The organism is Erythrobacter ramosus (genome assembly GCF_009828055.1).
GTDB lineage: Bacteria > Pseudomonadota > Alphaproteobacteria > Sphingomonadales > Sphingomonadaceae > Erythrobacter > Erythrobacter ramosus.
The window spans coordinates 352,416-367,289 of the sequence record NZ_WTYB01000001.1 but is presented as its reverse complement, the minus strand read 5'-3'; the positions used below and the strand labels follow the sequence as shown (position 1 = coordinate 367,289).

The window sequence follows — 14,874 nt, the reverse complement described above, 5'->3', positions numbered from 1 at the left end:
TCAGTCCTTCGCCGCAGTTGCTTTGTCGTGAGCGCTGGACAACACAGCGAAGCATGAATCTGGCACAACCCCCAGCATGGCGCTTTGCCGTTGATCGTGGCGGCACCTTTACCGATGTCGTCGCCACCACGCCGGATGGGCGGCAGGTGACCGAGAAGCTGCTGTCGGAAAATCCGGGCCACTATCCCGACGCTGCGAGCGAGGCGGTGCGACGGCTGATGGCGCGTTATGGTGAGGCGGCGATCGCCGAGCTCCGCATCGGCACCACGGTGGCGACCAACGCGCTGTTGGAGCGGAAGGGCGAGCGGCTGGCGCTGGCGATCACGCGCGGCTTTGCCGACGCTTTGCGGATCGGCACGCAGGCGCGGCCCCACATCTTCGCGCGCCATATCGTGCTGCCCGAACAGCTGCCCGCGAAGGTCGTAGAGATCGACGAGCGCGTGGCGGTGGATGGCACGGTGCTGCGCCCGCTGGACGAAGCGGCGGCGCGCGCATCCTTCGAGCAGCTGCGCACGGAGGGACTCGATGCGCTCGCCATCGTGCTGATGCATGGCTGGCAGCACCGTGAGCACGAGGAGCGGCTTGCTGCACTCGCGCGCGCAATCGGCTTTGCGCAGGTCAGCGTCAGTCACGAGGTCGCGCCGCTGATCCGGCTGATCCCTCGCGGCGATACCACAGTGGTCGACGCCTATCTTTCGCCCGTTCTGCGGCGCTACACCGATGGACTGGCGGCGAGCCTGCCTGCGGCCGAGGCGCTCCGGTTCATGCAGTCGAACGGCGGGCTGGCCGAAGTCGGGGCATTTCGGGGCAAGGATGCGATCCTGTCCGGTCCGGCGGGCGGTGTGGTCGGGATGGTCGCCGCCTGCGAACCGCTCGGCCACACACGGCTGATCGGGTTCGACATGGGCGGCACCAGCACAGACGTTGCGCACTACGCGGGCGAGGTGGAGCTGACCGGCGATAGCGTGGTGGCAGGCGTGCGCGTGGCTGCACCGATGATGCAGATCCATACCGTGGCCGCGGGCGGCGGCTCGATCTGCCGCTTCGATGGCGCGCGCTTTCGCGTCGGGCCGGAGAGCGCGGGCGCTGACCCCGGCCCTGCCTGCTACCGCAAGGGCGGGCCGCTGACCGTGACCGATTGCAACCTGTTTCTCGGGCGGATCGACCCGGCCTTCTTCCCGGCAGTGTTCGGCCCGGGCGGCGATGAGCCGCTTGACCCCGAGGCCGCCCGCGCACGGCTGGAGGAGGTCGCCGCCGCGCTCCCCGAACCCACCTCGCTCGAGGCAATCGCCGAGGGTTTCCTCGCCATCGCGGTTCACAACATGGCAGGCGCGATACGCAAAATCTCGGTCGCGCGCGGGCATGACGTGACGACCTATGCGCTCGCCTGCTTCGGCGGGGCGGGCGGCCAGCATGCCTGCCGCGTCGCGGACGCGCTGGGGATGGAGACGGTGCTGGTCCACCCGCTCGCCGGGATGCTGTCGGCCTATGGCATCGGCCTTGCCCCGGTAAAAACGATCCGCGAGATCAGCCTGATGCGGCCGTTGGGGGAGAGCTTTGCCCAGGAACTCGCCGCGCTTCAGGTGCAGGCGCGGCAAGCTTTGCTGGATCAGGGCATCGCGGAGGAAGCGATTATCACTGAGCCCCGCGCGCGCCTGCGCTTTGCCGGAAGCGACAGCCTGCTTGCGATCCCTTGCGAGGCGCCTGCGCAGATGGACGCCGCGTTCCGCCAGCTTCACCGCCAGCGTTTCGGCTATTCCGACGTGGAGGGTGCGATCATCGTAGAAGCGCTGAGCGTCGAGGCGCGGGGTGTGTCAGGCGGGCTGGCCGCCGCCTCCGGCATCCCCGAAACCACCACAGCCACGGCGGCGCTGCTGCCCGGAGACTGGCCCGTCATGGCCCGCACCGCATTGGCGGCAGGCGAGGTCGCCCAAGGCCCGCTGCTGATCATCGACCCGGGCTCCACCACTGTGGTGGAGGCAGGCTGGCAGGCTCGGCTCGCCCACGAAGGCAGCCTGATCCTCACCCGCACCGTCCCGCTCACCCGCGAACGCGCCGCCGGGACTGCGGTCGATCCGGTGCGGCTCGAAATCTTCAACAACCTCTTCATGGCGATCGCCGAGGAGATGGGCGTGGTGCTGCAATCCACTGCGACCTCGGTGAACATCAAGGAGCGGCTCGATTTCTCCTGCGCGCTGTTCGGCGCATCGGGCGCGCTGATCGCCAATGCGCCGCATATCCCGGTGCACCTTGGCAGCATGGGCGACTCCATTGCGCGGGTGATCGAAGCGCGGGGCGCGGGGCGGGATGGTCGCGGGTTCCGGCGCGGGGACGCTTACGTCCTCAACGATCCCTATCGCGGCGGCACCCACCTGCCCGACATCACGGTGATTGTGCCGGTGTTTTACGACGCCACGAGCGGAGAGCCTGACGCCTTCGTCGCTGCACGCGGGCACCATGCGGACATTGGAGGGATCGCTCCCGGTTCCATGCCGCCCGAAAGCCGCACCATCGCCGAAGAGGGCGTGCTGATCGACAATCTGCTGATGGTGGACGAGGGCCGCTTTCAGGAGGCCGGGCTGCGCCGCATTCTCGCCGCAGCGGAGTATCCCGCGCGCAATCCCGACCGCAACCTCTCCGACCTGCGCGCACAGCTTGCCGCTTGCACGCGCGGGGCGGAATTGCTGGCGGCGGCGGCGCGCGAACATGGTGCCGATGTGCTCGCCGCCTATATGAACCACGTCCTTGCCAATGCCGAGGAAAGCGTGCGCCGCTTGCTCGGCGGGTTGGAGGACGGCGCGTTCGCCTATCCGATGGATAACGGCGCTTGTGTAAAGGTCGCGATCCGCATCGACCGCGCGGCCCGCTCGGCCGTGTTCGACTTCACCGGGACGAGCCTCCAGCTTTCCGACAACTTCAACGCCCCGCGTTCAATCACCCGCGCCGCCGCGCTCTATGTGCTGCGGACGCTGATCGATGATGCAATCCCGATGAATGACGGCTGCTTGCGCCCGGTGACGCTAATCGTGCCCGAAGGCTTGATGTTGAACCCGAAGCCCGGCGCAGCGGTGGTGGCCGGCAATGTCGAGACCAGCCAAGTCGTCACCGACGCGCTGTTCGCCGCGACGGGCAGGCTCGCGCCGTCGCAGGGCACGATGAACAACTTCACTTTCGGCAACGAGAGCCACCAGTATTACGAGACAATCTGCGGCGGATCGGGGGCTGGGCCTGACCACGATGGCACCAGCGCGGTGCAGACCCACATGACCAATTCGCGCCTGACGGATCCCGAAATCCTCGAAACGCGCTTGCCGGTGCGGCTGGAGGAGTTTGCCATCTGGCGCGGATCGGGGGGCGAGGGGCGGCATCGCGGCGGGGACGGGGTGGTGCGGCGTGTAACTTTCCTTGAACCGATGCGCGCCAATATGCTCGCCAACCGCCGCAAGGTCGCGCCGCGCGGGCTGCGTGGAGGGGGCGACGCAAAGCCGGGGCGCAACTGGGTCGAGCGGGCCGATGGCACCCGTGAGGACCTCGGCGCGACCGGCTCGGCGCAGATGCAGCCGGGCGATACATTCGTGATCCTGACGCCCGGGGGCGGCGGCTTCGGGGGGACAGACACATGAACTACTGGCCGCTGGCGGGTATCGCCATCGTCGTTCTGGGCTTTGCCCTGCGCTTCAACCCACTGCTGGTGGTGGTCAGCGCCGCGCTGGCGACGGGCGTGCTGGCGGGGCTCGATCCAATCGCGGTGATCGAGGCGCTGGGCAAGGCGTTCAATGACAACCGCTATATTTCGGTCACTTGGATCATCCTGCCGGTGATCGGGTTGCTCGAACGCTACGGGTTGCAGCAACGCGCCCGCGCGGTGATTGAGGGGATGCGCGGGGCGACGATGGGCAAGCTGCTTGTCGCCTATCTTGCCTTCCGCCAGCTGGCCTCGGCGCTGGGGATGAAGGACATTGGCGGGCATCCGCAAGCCGTCCGCCCACTGGTCGCGCCGATGGCCGAGGCGGCGGCGCTGAAGACCCACGGTGATCTGTCCGATGCGGCCCGCGACGAGGTGAAAGCCATGGCCGCTGCGACCGACAATGTCGGGCTGTTCTTTGGCGAAGACATCTTCTTCGCGATCGCCTCGATCCTGCTGATCCAGGGCGTGTTCGAGGCTGCGGGCTATCCGCTGACGCCCTTGCAACTCTCGGTCTGGGCGATCCCGACCGCAATCTGCGCATTCGTGATCCATGCGGGCCGCATCCTCGCGTTTGACCGGCGATTGGGGAGGGCGCCCGAGTGATCACTTACGAGTGGCTCTATGTGCTGGCAGGCGCGGCCTTTGGAGTGTGGGCGGCGCTGTCCGCGAAGGACCGGCGCTGGGGCAGTGCCGCCTTCTGGGCGCTGCTCTCTGCAAGTTTCCTTCTCGGCAGCCATCTCTCCGACCTTGCCAACGGCGTGCTGGTGCTGGCGCTGGTGGCCATAGCCGGGCTGGGCGGCCTCAAGCGCAGCGATCCGCCGACCACCTCGCCGCAAGAACGCGAGGCCTATGCCGCGCAGCTTGGCAACCGGCTGTTCCTTCCGGCGCTGGTCGTGCCCCTTACGGCGGTCGCAGGGACGCTGCTCTACAATTATACCCCGCTGGGCGAGACCGGGTTGTTCGAGCCGCGGCGCGAGACGCTGATCCTGTTCGGCATCGGGGTCATCGCTGCGCTGATAGGGGCGATGGTGTGGTTGCGTCCGCCGCTGATGGCCCCGGCTGAGGAAGGCCGCCGGCTGATCGACTCCATCGGCTGGGCGGCGATCCTGCCGCAGATGCTGGCCGCGCTGGGTGCGGTGTTCGCGCTCGCCGGGGTGGGCGAGATCATTGGCGGGATCGCGGGCGGCATCATCCCTGAGGGCAGCGTGTTCCTGACCGTGGTGGTCTTTGCGCTTGGCATGGCGGGCTTCACGATGATCATGGGCAACGCCTTTGCCGCTTTCCCGGTGATGGCCGCCGCCATCGGCATCCCGCTGCTGATCGGGCAATATGGCGGCAACCCGGCGGTGATCGGCGCGGTGGGGATGCTGGCCGGGTTCTGCGGCACGCTGCTCACCCCGATGGCGGCGAATTTTAACATCGTGCCCGCCGCGTTGCTGGAGCTGAAGGACCAGAACGCGGTGATCCGCCAACAGGTGGGAACGGCGGTGCCGCTGCTCGTTTGCAATATCGTGATCATCTATGTGGGGGCCTTCTGGCTGTGGAACTGACCGAGGACATCGCCCGCCGTTTCGCCCGCGTGGCGCTGGGGCACGTGGCGCGGCCGTATCCGTACAAGGACGATCATGTCTTCACCGGCCCCGAGGACCTGCGCCTGCCGCGACAGGCCCATCCGGTGTTCTTCGGCAGCTTCGACTGGCATTCCTGCGTCCACGGCTGGTGGACGTTGCTGACCCTCAGGCGGCTCTATCCCGCCATGCCCGAAGCTGCGCCAATCGACGCGCTGGCCGATGAGACCTTCACCGAGGAGAAGCTGGCGGCGGAACTCGCCTATCTCGACCGCCCCTCCGCGCGCGGGTTCGAGCGGCCCTATGGCTGGGGCTGGCTGATGTACCTGCACCACGAGGCCGCACGGCATGGCGACCGCGACTGGGCCGCGCTGCTCGAACCGCTGGCGCGCGCGTTTGCGGCAAGGTTTCGAGATTACCTTGGCATCCTCACCTATCCGATCACCGTCGGCACCCATTTCAACACTGCCTTCGCGCTGGTGCTGGCGCGGCGCTGGGCGACCGGGCGCGATCCCGAACTCGTCATGCTGATCGACGACTGGGCGGAGCGTGCTTTCGGCCACCGCCTTGACTATGCCGGGTGGGAGCCGGGGGGCGACGAATTCCTCTCCCCCGTGCTCACCGCCGCGCTGCTGATAAGCGAGGCCCGCCCCCATCTCGCTTTCGCCCCGTGGTTCGAGTCGCTGGTGGTCGACAACGGCTGGCTGGAACGCGAATGCCGCCCGGTCATCGTCTCCGACCGCAGCGACGGCAAGATCGCGCATCTCGACGGGCTCAACCTCAGCCGTGCATGGTGCCTGCGCGAGATTGCCCGCGCGCTCGGCCGCAGCGATCCGCAAGACCCCTTGCAGCGCCTCGCCCGCGACCACCTCGCCGCCGCGCTCCCCCATGTCGAGGGCGACTACATGGGCGAGCACTGGCTGGCGAGCTTCGTGCTTCTCGCGCTGCTGCGCCCCTAGCGGAAGCTCTTGACGGGGGCGGCAAGTTGACCGCGCCCAAGCGTCTGTTAGCCTCGCGCGCAACAAAACCCCACAAAGGGGTGTCAACGGGGAGAGAACCTTGCGCCAATTGCAGGGAATGGATGCGTCCTTCGTCGCGCTGGAAACGCGCAATTCGCCGATGCATATCGGCTCGATCCTGGTCTACAACCCGGAGACCGCGCCCGGCAGCTTCGTGCGCTTCAAGGACATCCTGCAATTCATCGGCGACCGCGCCCAGCTTAGCCGGACCATGCGCCAGCGGCTGGTACGGGTGCCGTTCGATCTGGATTATCCCTATTGGGTCGAGGATCCCGACTTCGATCTCGAATATCATGTCCGCCACGTCGCGCTGCCCAAGCCGGGTGACTGGCGGCAATTGTGCATTCAGGCGGCCCGCATCTTTGCCCGCCCGCTCGATCTCGATCGCCCGCCGTGGGAGTTCACCGTGATCGAGGGGCTCGACAATGTCCCCGGCGTCGCCCCAGGCAGTTTCGCGATGGTCACCAAGGTGCACCATGCGGCGATTGACGGGATGAGCGGCATCGACCTGATGGAGGCGCTGCACACCCTGCGGCCCACCGATCCGCCGCCCAACAAGCCCGACAATTGGAAGCCTGAGCGCATCCCCAATCCCATCGAACTGCTCGGCAAAAGCTACTTCAACGCGGTAACCAATCCGCTGAAGCAGCTGGAGGTTGCCGCCAAGGCCGCACCCGGCCTAGCCAAGGCGATCAAGGGGCTGGTGGTCAAGGACTTCACCGTCAGCGCCGATATGCTCGCGCCCAAATCGCGCTTCAACCGCGCAATCTCCCCGCACCGGGTGGTCGAAGGGCGCAGCTTCAAGCTGGCTGACATCAAGGCGATCCGCGCGCTGGCCGAAGGCGCGAAGGTCAATGACGTGTTCCTCGCGATCATCGGCGGGGCGATGCGCCAATATCTGCTGGCCAAGGACGATCTGCCCAAGAAGACCCTGACCGCGATGGCCCCGATCTCGGTTCGCGCAGGCGGTGAGAAGGGCGATATGGGCAATCAGGTCGCCGCGATGATCGCACCCTTGGGCACGCATCTAGCCGACCCTGCCGAGCGGCTCGCCTTCGTCTTCTCGCAAACCGCCAACAGCAAGGCTATGTCCGACGCGATCGGGGCGCGCAACATGACCGAGATGAGCAAGGTCAGCCCTGCGCTGTTCATGGCGCTTGGGGCGCAGCTTTACACCCGGCTGGGCCTTGCCAATCGCGGGGTGGCCCCGCCGTTCACCACGGTGGTCACCAACGTCCCCGGCCCGCCCGTCCCGATCCATTTCTCCGGCGCGCGGCTGGAGAGCATGATGGGCCTGCTGTGCCTCACCGACGGCCTCGGCCTCGGCCATGTGGTGCAAAGCTATTGCGACGAGGCGACTATCGCCTTCACTGCCGACCGCGAGCTGCTGCCCGATCCCGATTTCTACGTGAAATGCATCGAGGATAGTTTTGCCGAGCTGCTGGCTGCTACACAGCAAGCCACAGCCGCTCCGAAAGCGGAGGCAGCACCCGCCAAGCGCAAGGGCGCCGCGCGTAAAGTCAAAGCGGCATGATGGGCCGGAAGCGCCGAACAGCGAAGGAAAACACTATGACCGCAACAGCATCGGCCGCCGCACAATTCGCCCCTCCGCCGCGCCCGCCGAGCCGGATTTGGACCTTCATCGAAGGGCGCGCTGTCTTCGAGCTGGGCGCGTTCTACATGGCCCGTCCGCTCCTGTCGCATCTGCCCAAAGGGGATGGGCACGCGGTGCAGGTTCTGCCCGGCTTCATGGCCTCCAATTCCTCGACCGTGCCGATGCGGCGCTTGCTCAAGGGGCTGGGCTATGATGCCCACGGCTGGGACAGCGGGCGCAACGTCCGGGTCGACAATGCGCTGATCACGCGGCTGGAGAACCAGCTCAAGCGGCTGAATGACGAGAGCGGGCGCAAGGTCTCGCTGGTCGGGTGGAGCCTTGGCGGGGTGCTGGCGCGCGAACTTGCCAAGCTTCACCCGGACCGGGTGCGACTGGTGATCAGCCTCGGCAGCCCGATTTCCGATGACCGCAACCACACCAGCGCAGCGCGCCTGTTCGAGCTCTTGAACGGCAAGGACCCCGAACCGATGCGCGGTGGGCGCTTTCGCCGTCTTGATGAGGCGCCGCCGGTGCCGACCACCTCGATCCTCACCAAGACTGACGGGATCGTGCACTGGCGCGGTTCGGTCCAGAAACCGACCCGCACGCCGAGCGAGAACATCGAAGTCCACGCCAGCCATTGCGGGCTCGGGGTCAATCCCAGCGTGATGATCGCGATCGCCGATCGCCTCGCACAGCCTGAACACACCTGGGCCCCGTTCGCGCCTTCGCTGGCGGTCCAATGGATGTTTCCGAAGACCAGCCTCGATTAGGTCTTCCGGGCTGACTGAACGTCGAGAGTGGCAGACATCTGCCACTCTTTCGCGACGCTATCGGCAAACCGGGATTGAGAAATGGTGCCAGAAGAGGACCCACATCGGACCCAAATTTCATATCTGGATCAATGCGTTAGACAGTTCGGCTTTTTGCGTTGCCCGAAAAAAAGCCCGAACGGTCTTATAAGGTATTGGTTCGATGCCTTTTTAGGGACTCGAACGATTTCAAGACCCCAGAATTCCGCAAAATTCGCCTTGCGAACAAAAGCAGAATTCGGGCCTCTGATTCGCCTAGTTTGGCATGTCCAATTCGTCCCGACATGACGGCCCAGAAGGCACCTTCGAACCAGAAGTTTTGGCGCTCGATCACTAGCGCACTTCGCAGTACGCTCATGCATTGTCTGGTAGTCCTTCTTGTGGGCGAGTGCTCGATGTTCAGCCCTAGGGGCGATAGTCAGCAAGCTTGGCCTCCGACACAAATTCAATGGACCTGACTATGCCTCTCCCTTGGCGCGGCGGTTCGAAGCAAACAACGAGGTAGGAGATGTGGCCGGCCTCAATCAAACCAGGCAAGGCCCAAAGGGCGTCGGACGGAATCACGCCTGAGAGGTAACGAGATTCGGCTCGCAAATCGAGTAAGTAGATCGCATTTTCGTCTTCATCCCGAAAGTCATCTCGGGACGCTCGGCCACTGCCGGTGAAGGAAATGAGCAGATCCTTCCCCAGGTGACGCTTGAACTTGGGATGGATCGTCTCGATCGCAGCAGACATCTCGAATGCCAAGATTTCGCTGAAACCGTGGTCAACGTTCTGTGCCAGATGGTACGAGATGTCGTTCGGTCCAATTCGTGCCGTAAGAACGAAGGGCTCCCGGAGCTTTTTGACAAGAGCGGCCATTTGCTGAGCCTTTCCAAGTCTAGACAGCTGTGTCTGCGCAGCCCTGTTCGAGATCGCCGGTGGCACCAACTGTCAGGTGGCTTTTGATACCTAAGGGTAGAGTTGGTGGTGCAAAATCGGACACCAATTGCCACTTACCCACCCCACCAGCTTTCCGCCGCGAAAGCTATAGATTGGCAAAGGATGAAACTCGGTCAACAGGTCTTGGATCGCCAAATGCTTGAATCCGAGCGCATCGGTATCGGACCGAAGCCACGATGACATGTCTTCGGGATATTGAATCGGTTCTTTGGCCGATATCCGGAAAGGTGCGGCCGCAAATAGTCCAATCACAGAATAGTCGGCCACGACCCATTCGTTATAAGTGCAATTCGCCCTGTCAGTGATTGTCAGTTCGACATCTGCGGCGCTCATGTCTCGAGCCTTGGGGGTTTGGCGAACTCCATTCTCCATGAATGAACCGCAGTCTCCGGGGTGGGCGTCAAGAAGTGATTGTTCGGATCTCATACACAGGACAACGCCAATGCATCCTGTGGCGTTCGCACAGGCCAAGTCTGCAAATTCGTCATTTGGCTTTACGACCGAACACGATAACCCTGTCTGGGATTGTTCGGCTATCACCTCCCTGAGATCGTCGGGAAAGAGGAAGTCAAAATTGGAGCCAGCGCCCTTTGGTGTGCCAGAGAAGTGCACGATCAAACTCTCGTGCTTCCTCAGCACAGAATGAATGTCAGGCAGACTAGGACGGATGAAGTTGCTCATGGCTTGCGCGAGCAGTTAGCGGACGCGCTTGACGTAGACCATCCCGCCTTCGCGCCTCTCGCTGGTAAACTGAGGCAAAGAAGCCACTAAGTCGGAGAGCCGAGTGAAGCCGTAGTTGCGGGCATCGAATGATGATCGACTGCTCGCCCGCTGGCCAACTTCGGATAGGCTCGCGAAGCCCTTTTCGTCGCGCTTTGATGCCTTCCAGGCTTCACTCAGCAGGGTCACGACTGCATCGTCCACATCGGCAGCAACGGGCTTGTCACCATTCGATTGGGCTTGTTCGAGCGCGCCAAGATCGAAGAAGCGGGTGCAGGCTTCGCGAAACCCCTCTGGGGCCCGGTCGGTCCCGAAGCCGTAGACCGGCAGTCCGCTCTGCCGCAGCCGCATCGCGACCGGCATGAAATCACCGTCGCTCGACATGATCCCGAAACCGTCGACCTGGCCTGTATAAAGGAGATCCATGGCATCGATCGCGATCTTCATGTCGGTCGCATTCTTGCCTTTTGTAATGTCGAATTGCTGCTGGGGTTCGATGGCGTGACGCTGAGTCAAAGCAGCCCAACCTTTGAGGCCGACTTTCGTCCAATTGCCATAGGCTCGCTTGATGTTGACGCTGCCAAGTTCGGCCAGAACAGTAAGTGTCGGGTCAAGGCCTGATGGAGATGCATTATCTGCATCGATGAGCAGGGCGATATTCTTACCGGTAGTCATGGGCTTTCAAAGTTCCTCGAGACAGCCGTGACTTCGCAAGGCTAGCTGTTTGTAACAAGACGCGCCGGTCGAGCATACCGGTTTGGCAGGCCTGGCCCAATTACCTACACCGAGGTCGAAGCCCCAGAAAACTAAGCGGGGTCCAGGCCTGCCTCCTCCGGCACGGAGGATCTCCCATCACGTATGGCCTGGATCGAAGGTCGATCCTGACTTCCACATTCCCAGCATGATAACCGCCATCTTGCGGGCAACGGCGACCCTGGCCTTCGACAAACCCACCTTGCGTGACAGTTCGAGGCCCCAGATCTGCAAGGCGCTTTCCCGTTTCGTGGAGCAAAGCAAGACGGTTGCGGCAGACACAAGGTGCGTGCGCGTGAGCTTATTACCAAACCTGCTGATCCGGCCGGGGCGCGATAAGACGCCAGATTGATGGACCGAGGGCGTCAAGCCAAGGTAGGGTCCGACATCGCGGTTCCGATCGAAACGAAATGGATCGCCGATGGCGCTGAAGAACGAGAGCGCGGTAATCGGGCCGACTCCCGGCACGGTCATCAGGACCGAGCAGACCGGATGGTCGTTGGTCAATTCCTTAAACCGCTTGTCCATCCCGGCGATATGGAACCGAAGGGATTCCGCGATCTCGACAAGCGGGCGGACCTCGGCGTCGACATCGAGCCCGTCGCCTTGCAAGCGAGGCAGTTGATCCTCGATTCCGCTCGCGAGCTTGCCTATCCCAACACGGGTGCTGAGTGTGCCGCCATGCAGCCGAACAATCGACTGGACCAGGGCGTCGATCTTGATGCGCTGCTGGACCAGGTTCTTGCGGACATTGAGCTGGCTGCGGATGTTCTGGCAGTCGAGTGTCTTCACGAACACCCCGGCGCCGAGTGAGCGTCCGAGACGGCCCAGTTCCGCGAGCCCCCGCGCATCGTTAGCGTCGGTCTTCTGGCGGCGGATCGCAAGGAACTTGCTTGCCTTGCGCACCTCAACCACCTGCACCGGAAGGCCATACTCGCGCAATTCGCGGACCATGTGCGTGCCGACGCCGGCCTCGATGGTAATGAGTTCGACGCTTTCCACTCCGAAACGCCGCAGGATGTCCTTTACCTGTCCGGCGTTTGTGTCGCGCATTCCTTCGAAGAGAATTTCGCCGTGCTCGTCGATCAGGCAGACGGCTGTCGCCGAGAATCCCGTGTCCAAGCCCACCCAGTATTTCCGAATAGCCAACCCATCCCCCTGAAAAACAGCATGTTTGGCGTGGCGTCACCTAATCTCGCGGCAGGAGCCCTGCAAACTTCCGACGTCCACAAGCCGCGCAAAGGCTAGCAATTGGCGCGAGATTCGCCGAATAGGAACACTCCTTTGGCTTGCGAAACATCTTCTAGGAAACCGTAGGATGACCACGCTCGATCCGCGCCGTGCGCTCGACGACCTGATTAAGGAACGCGGCGAGACCTACTCGTCAGTCTCGCGGCTGCTGAGTCGCAATTCGGCCTACGTCCAGCAATTCATCAAGCGCGGTAGCCCGGCGCATCTCGACGAGAACGACATCGCCCAGCTCTCGGTGCATTTTGGCGTGCCGCCCGTTGTTTTTGGCGGTGAGGATGTCCCGGTTGCGACCGGCCTCACGACCATCGCCATTCCAGTGCTCGGACCAATCGACGAAGACAGTGAGCTCGCCCGGGTGCGACTGGTCGATGAAGCCTGGCTGCGGCACGTCAGTCACAAGCCCAACGGCGTCTCGATCGTCAAAGTCGAGGGCGACGCGATGGAGCCAACGCTGTACGACGGCGACGAAGTGTTCATTCAGCGCTACCAGGCCAATGAGAACCCGCGCGATGGGATCTACGTCATTCGAACCGATACGCTGCTGCTAGTGCGCCGGATTGCGCTGGAACCGATGCGCGGCCGGATATCCGTCCTCACCGACAATCCAGCCTATCCGGCTTGGAATGGCCTTGCGCGCAATGTGGTCCAGATCGTCGGCAAAGTCGTCTGGGCAGGCAAGCGCATCACTTAGCGGACAAGCTGACTGCTCCCATCGCTCAAGCTGGCTTCAAACAGTTGCAGGGCCAGCGCTTCGATGTCTTCGCGCCAAGCGAGCTTGTCGAGCCACGGCCGCGGGATTGCGCCCGCGCCATAGACTGCTCCGGCGAGCTGTCCGGTAATCGCCGCGGTCGTGTCGGCATCGTCGCCAAGATTGGCGGCTAGAAGCACCGCACTCCGAAAGCTGTCCGTCTGCGCAACGCACCAGAAGGCCGCTTCGAACGAATGGATCACGTACCCGGAAGACGAGATTTGTGAGCGTTTCTTGGCACGCCAATCGCCCGAGATTATCGCCGCAATCGCCAAATCCTGACTATACTCTTGTCCGTCCAGGGCCGCCTGCCAATCACGTCCACTGATTGCCTCGGCCAGCACCCGGGCAAACCGTTCGCAGACCTCCACAGCCTGCGAGGCGCCATGGGTCGTGGCGCTCTGTCGCCGTGCAACGTCGACAAGCACTGCCGGGTCTTGCCAATGCCGAACGGCGACAGGCGCAAGGCGCATGAGGCTGCCGTTGCCCGCCGTACTCGGGTCGGTCGAACCCGCGAAAGGATTGCCGGAACGCAGCCACGCTTCGATCGCTGACCGGGTCGCATTGCCGATGTCGAAACAGGTTCCAGTGCAACTGTTGACGCCATGGACGTACCAATTGGCAAAACGCCCCATCAGGTCGGCCTCGTCGAGGGCGGGCTTCGCACAGAGGCTTTCGGCGAGCGCCAAGGCCATCGCGGTGTCGTCCGTCCATTGCCCGGGCTTGAGCTCGAATGGACCGCCGCCGATCATGTCGGTCAGGTGGGTGTAGCTGTCGCGCTGGGTGAACTCGAGAGTCGTGCCCAAGGCATCGCCGACGGCCAGCCCTAATAAAGCACCAAGTGCTCGGCCTTCGATCGCGGAAGCGTTGGGGCGAACAAGACTCATGGCCGCACCAAACAGAGCTTACGGCTCGAAACGCCAACCTTGAGCTGTCTACCCCACTCAAATGCGAGAAAGTCGTGCTCGATCCCGTCGGCAAAGATCACGCCGCCCTCGTTCATGCGTGACTGCAGGGTCAAAGCTCCAACAACTAGCTTGCCGCTGCGCACCGAGGTCCCGGTAGAGATACTTGGAAACGGTTCGCGCACGAAATAGCCCAGGGCTTCTTCTTCAATGCCTAGCTGGAGCGAAGCGGCGGTCGCCTCCATGATCGAACGCGCCCAGCCAGTAGCACCGGTCCCGGTTGCGACAATCAGTCCGCTCGAACTTTGCGGCTCTTGCGCGCTGCCTGTATCGATCAGGTAGCGGGCCGACTGATGACTGCGGTGCCCAACGAACAGTTCGTTGAGTGCGAGCAGGGTTTCGCCAGTGTCGAGCCGTGCCTCGGCCATTGTGCGCCGTTCCAGGCCGCAGTCGCGCGCTGCTATCGCGCGCAGGGTTTTGCCGAGGTGTTCGGCCGATCCATGCAGCAGCACTCCGTCGAAGCGGTCCGGGGCCGGATTGATGCCGAGGACGGGCTGCCCCTCGAGATACTTGGCGACGTTGGCCACGAGCCCGTCCTGGCCGACTGCGACAATCAGATCGTCTGCCGCGAACAGGAAGCGGTCGAATTCGCCGCGCCGGACCAGCGCCTGGCGCCATTCATCGGGGACCTGCGCGCGGGCATTGTGCAGCACCTGTTGAAACGCTTCGTGCTGGGCTTCGAGCCCGGCCAGGTCTTGGCCGCGGGTTTCGAGGAAGAACCGCGCCTGCTGGCGCGTCGCATGTCGCGCCAGCAGGAGCTCGTAGTCCGTCTCTCGGACAGCGAAGACTACGCGGGGAGGAAGGCTCGCCATCT

Annotated in this window: 13 protein-coding genes; 7 read left to right on the top strand and 6 right to left on the bottom strand. The window is 63.7% G+C overall.

Going from position 1 to position 14,874, the window contains the following annotated elements:
* Nucleotides 1–53 precede the first annotated feature (53 nt).
* The 6 genes from GRI59_RS01930 to GRI59_RS01905 all read left to right on the top strand — a co-directional run bounded on the left by GRI59_RS01930 (nt 54) and on the right by GRI59_RS01905 (nt 8,642).
* Nucleotides 54–3,623 (top strand): hydantoinase B/oxoprolinase family protein, encoded by a 3,570-nt coding sequence (locus GRI59_RS01930; RefSeq protein WP_160759512.1) that lies wholly within the window; start codon nt 54–56, stop codon nt 3,621–3,623.
* Nucleotides 3,620–4,291, top strand: coding sequence for a DUF969 domain-containing protein (locus tag GRI59_RS01925; RefSeq protein WP_160759511.1), 672 nt, complete (start codon nt 3,620–3,622; stop codon nt 4,289–4,291). Before GRI59_RS01930 ends, GRI59_RS01925 begins: the two co-directional genes overlap by 4 nt.
* The gene (locus GRI59_RS01920; protein WP_160759510.1) at nt 4,288–5,238 is read left to right on the top strand and encodes a 5-oxoproline transporter, DUF979 family subunit; all 951 of its coding nucleotides are present in this window, start codon (nt 4,288–4,290) and stop codon (nt 5,236–5,238) included. The genes GRI59_RS01925 and GRI59_RS01920 overlap by 4 nt, the downstream gene beginning before the upstream one ends.
* Entirely contained in the window at nt 5,229–6,215 is a 987-nt protein-coding gene (locus GRI59_RS01915; protein WP_160759509.1) for a DUF2891 family protein, read from the top strand. The genes GRI59_RS01920 and GRI59_RS01915 overlap by 10 nt, the downstream gene beginning before the upstream one ends.
* A gap of 118 nt (nt 6,216–6,333) precedes the next feature.
* Nucleotides 6,334–7,809 carry a WS/DGAT/MGAT family O-acyltransferase gene (locus tag GRI59_RS01910; protein WP_160759508.1) on the top strand — a complete coding sequence of 492 codons (1,476 nt, stop codon included), beginning with the start codon at nt 6,334–6,336 and terminating at the stop codon, nt 7,807–7,809.
* A 35-nt stretch (nt 7,810–7,844) separates the two neighbouring features.
* Nucleotides 7,845–8,642 carry an alpha/beta fold hydrolase gene (locus tag GRI59_RS01905; protein WP_160759507.1) on the top strand — a complete coding sequence of 266 codons (798 nt, stop codon included), beginning with the start codon at nt 7,845–7,847 and terminating at the stop codon, nt 8,640–8,642.
* Between the two features lie 444 nt (nt 8,643–9,086).
* Here GRI59_RS01905 and GRI59_RS01900 read toward each other — a convergent pair whose 3' ends face one another.
* The 4 genes from GRI59_RS01900 to GRI59_RS01885 form a co-directional block, all read right to left on the bottom strand.
* A complete protein-coding gene (locus GRI59_RS01900; protein WP_160759506.1) occupies nt 9,087–9,542 on the bottom strand; it encodes a hypothetical protein in 456 nt (151 codons plus the stop codon).
* 90 nt (nt 9,543–9,632) lie between these two features.
* A complete protein-coding gene (locus tag GRI59_RS15755) occupies nt 9,633–9,956 on the bottom strand; it encodes a hypothetical protein (RefSeq protein ID WP_183363552.1) in 324 nt (107 codons plus the stop codon).
* Between the two features lie 363 nt (nt 9,957–10,319).
* A complete protein-coding gene (locus tag GRI59_RS01890; protein ID WP_160759504.1) occupies nt 10,320–11,018 on the bottom strand; it encodes an NYN domain-containing protein in 699 nt (232 codons plus the stop codon).
* 177 nt (nt 11,019–11,195) lie between these two features.
* A complete protein-coding gene (locus tag GRI59_RS01885; RefSeq protein ID WP_160759503.1) occupies nt 11,196–12,218 on the bottom strand; it encodes an IS110 family RNA-guided transposase in 1,023 nt (340 codons plus the stop codon).
* Between the two features lie 196 nt (nt 12,219–12,414).
* Between GRI59_RS01885 and GRI59_RS01880 the strand changes: the two genes are divergently transcribed.
* Entirely contained in the window at nt 12,415–13,038 is a 624-nt protein-coding gene (locus tag GRI59_RS01880) for a S24 family peptidase (protein WP_160759502.1), read from the top strand.
* Here the strand turns inward: GRI59_RS01880 and GRI59_RS01875 are convergent.
* Both GRI59_RS01875 and GRI59_RS01870 read right to left on the bottom strand, forming a co-directional pair.
* On the bottom strand, nt 13,035–13,982 hold the full coding sequence (locus GRI59_RS01875) for an ADP-ribosylglycohydrolase family protein (RefSeq protein ID WP_160759501.1): 948 nt from the start codon (nt 13,980–13,982) through the stop codon (nt 13,035–13,037). The two genes, GRI59_RS01880 and GRI59_RS01875, sit on opposite strands and share 4 nt — an antisense overlap.
* Nucleotides 13,979–14,872: a diacylglycerol kinase catalytic domain-containing protein gene (locus GRI59_RS01870; protein WP_160759500.1), complete on the bottom strand. Its 894-nt coding sequence runs from the start codon at nt 14,870–14,872 to the stop codon at nt 13,979–13,981. The genes GRI59_RS01875 and GRI59_RS01870 overlap by 4 nt, the downstream gene beginning before the upstream one ends.
* Nucleotides 14,873–14,874: the final 2 nt, after the last annotated feature.

What these genes read in the sequence shown, in the direction of transcription:
- GRI59_RS01930 (WP_160759512.1), top strand. Translation starts at nt 54, where the DNA reads ATGAATCTGGCACAACCCCCAGCATGGCGCTTTGCCGTTGATCGTGGC.
- GRI59_RS01925 (WP_160759511.1), top strand. Translation starts at nt 3,620, where the DNA reads ATGAACTACTGGCCGCTGGCGGGTATCGCCATCGTCGTTCTGGGCTTT.
- GRI59_RS01910 (WP_160759508.1), top strand. Translation starts at nt 6,334, where the DNA reads ATGGATGCGTCCTTCGTCGCGCTGGAAACGCGCAATTCGCCGATGCAT.
- GRI59_RS01905 (WP_160759507.1), top strand. Translation starts at nt 7,845, where the DNA reads ATGACCGCAACAGCATCGGCCGCCGCACAATTCGCCCCTCCGCCGCGC.
- GRI59_RS01900 (WP_160759506.1), bottom strand. Translation starts at nt 9,542, where the DNA reads ATGGCCGCTCTTGTCAAAAAGCTCCGGGAGCCCTTCGTTCTTACGGCA.
- GRI59_RS15755 (WP_183363552.1), bottom strand. Translation starts at nt 9,956, where the DNA reads ATGAGCGCCGCAGATGTCGAACTGACAATCACTGACAGGGCGAATTGC.
- GRI59_RS01890 (WP_160759504.1), bottom strand. Translation starts at nt 11,018, where the DNA reads ATGACTACCGGTAAGAATATCGCCCTGCTCATCGATGCAGATAATGCA.
- GRI59_RS01880 (WP_160759502.1), top strand. Translation starts at nt 12,415, where the DNA reads ATGACCACGCTCGATCCGCGCCGTGCGCTCGACGACCTGATTAAGGAA.
- GRI59_RS01875 (WP_160759501.1), bottom strand. Translation starts at nt 13,982, where the DNA reads ATGAGTCTTGTTCGCCCCAACGCTTCCGCGATCGAAGGCCGAGCACTT.
- GRI59_RS01870 (WP_160759500.1), bottom strand. Translation starts at nt 14,872, where the DNA reads ATGGCGAGCCTTCCTCCCCGCGTAGTCTTCGCTGTCCGAGAGACGGAC.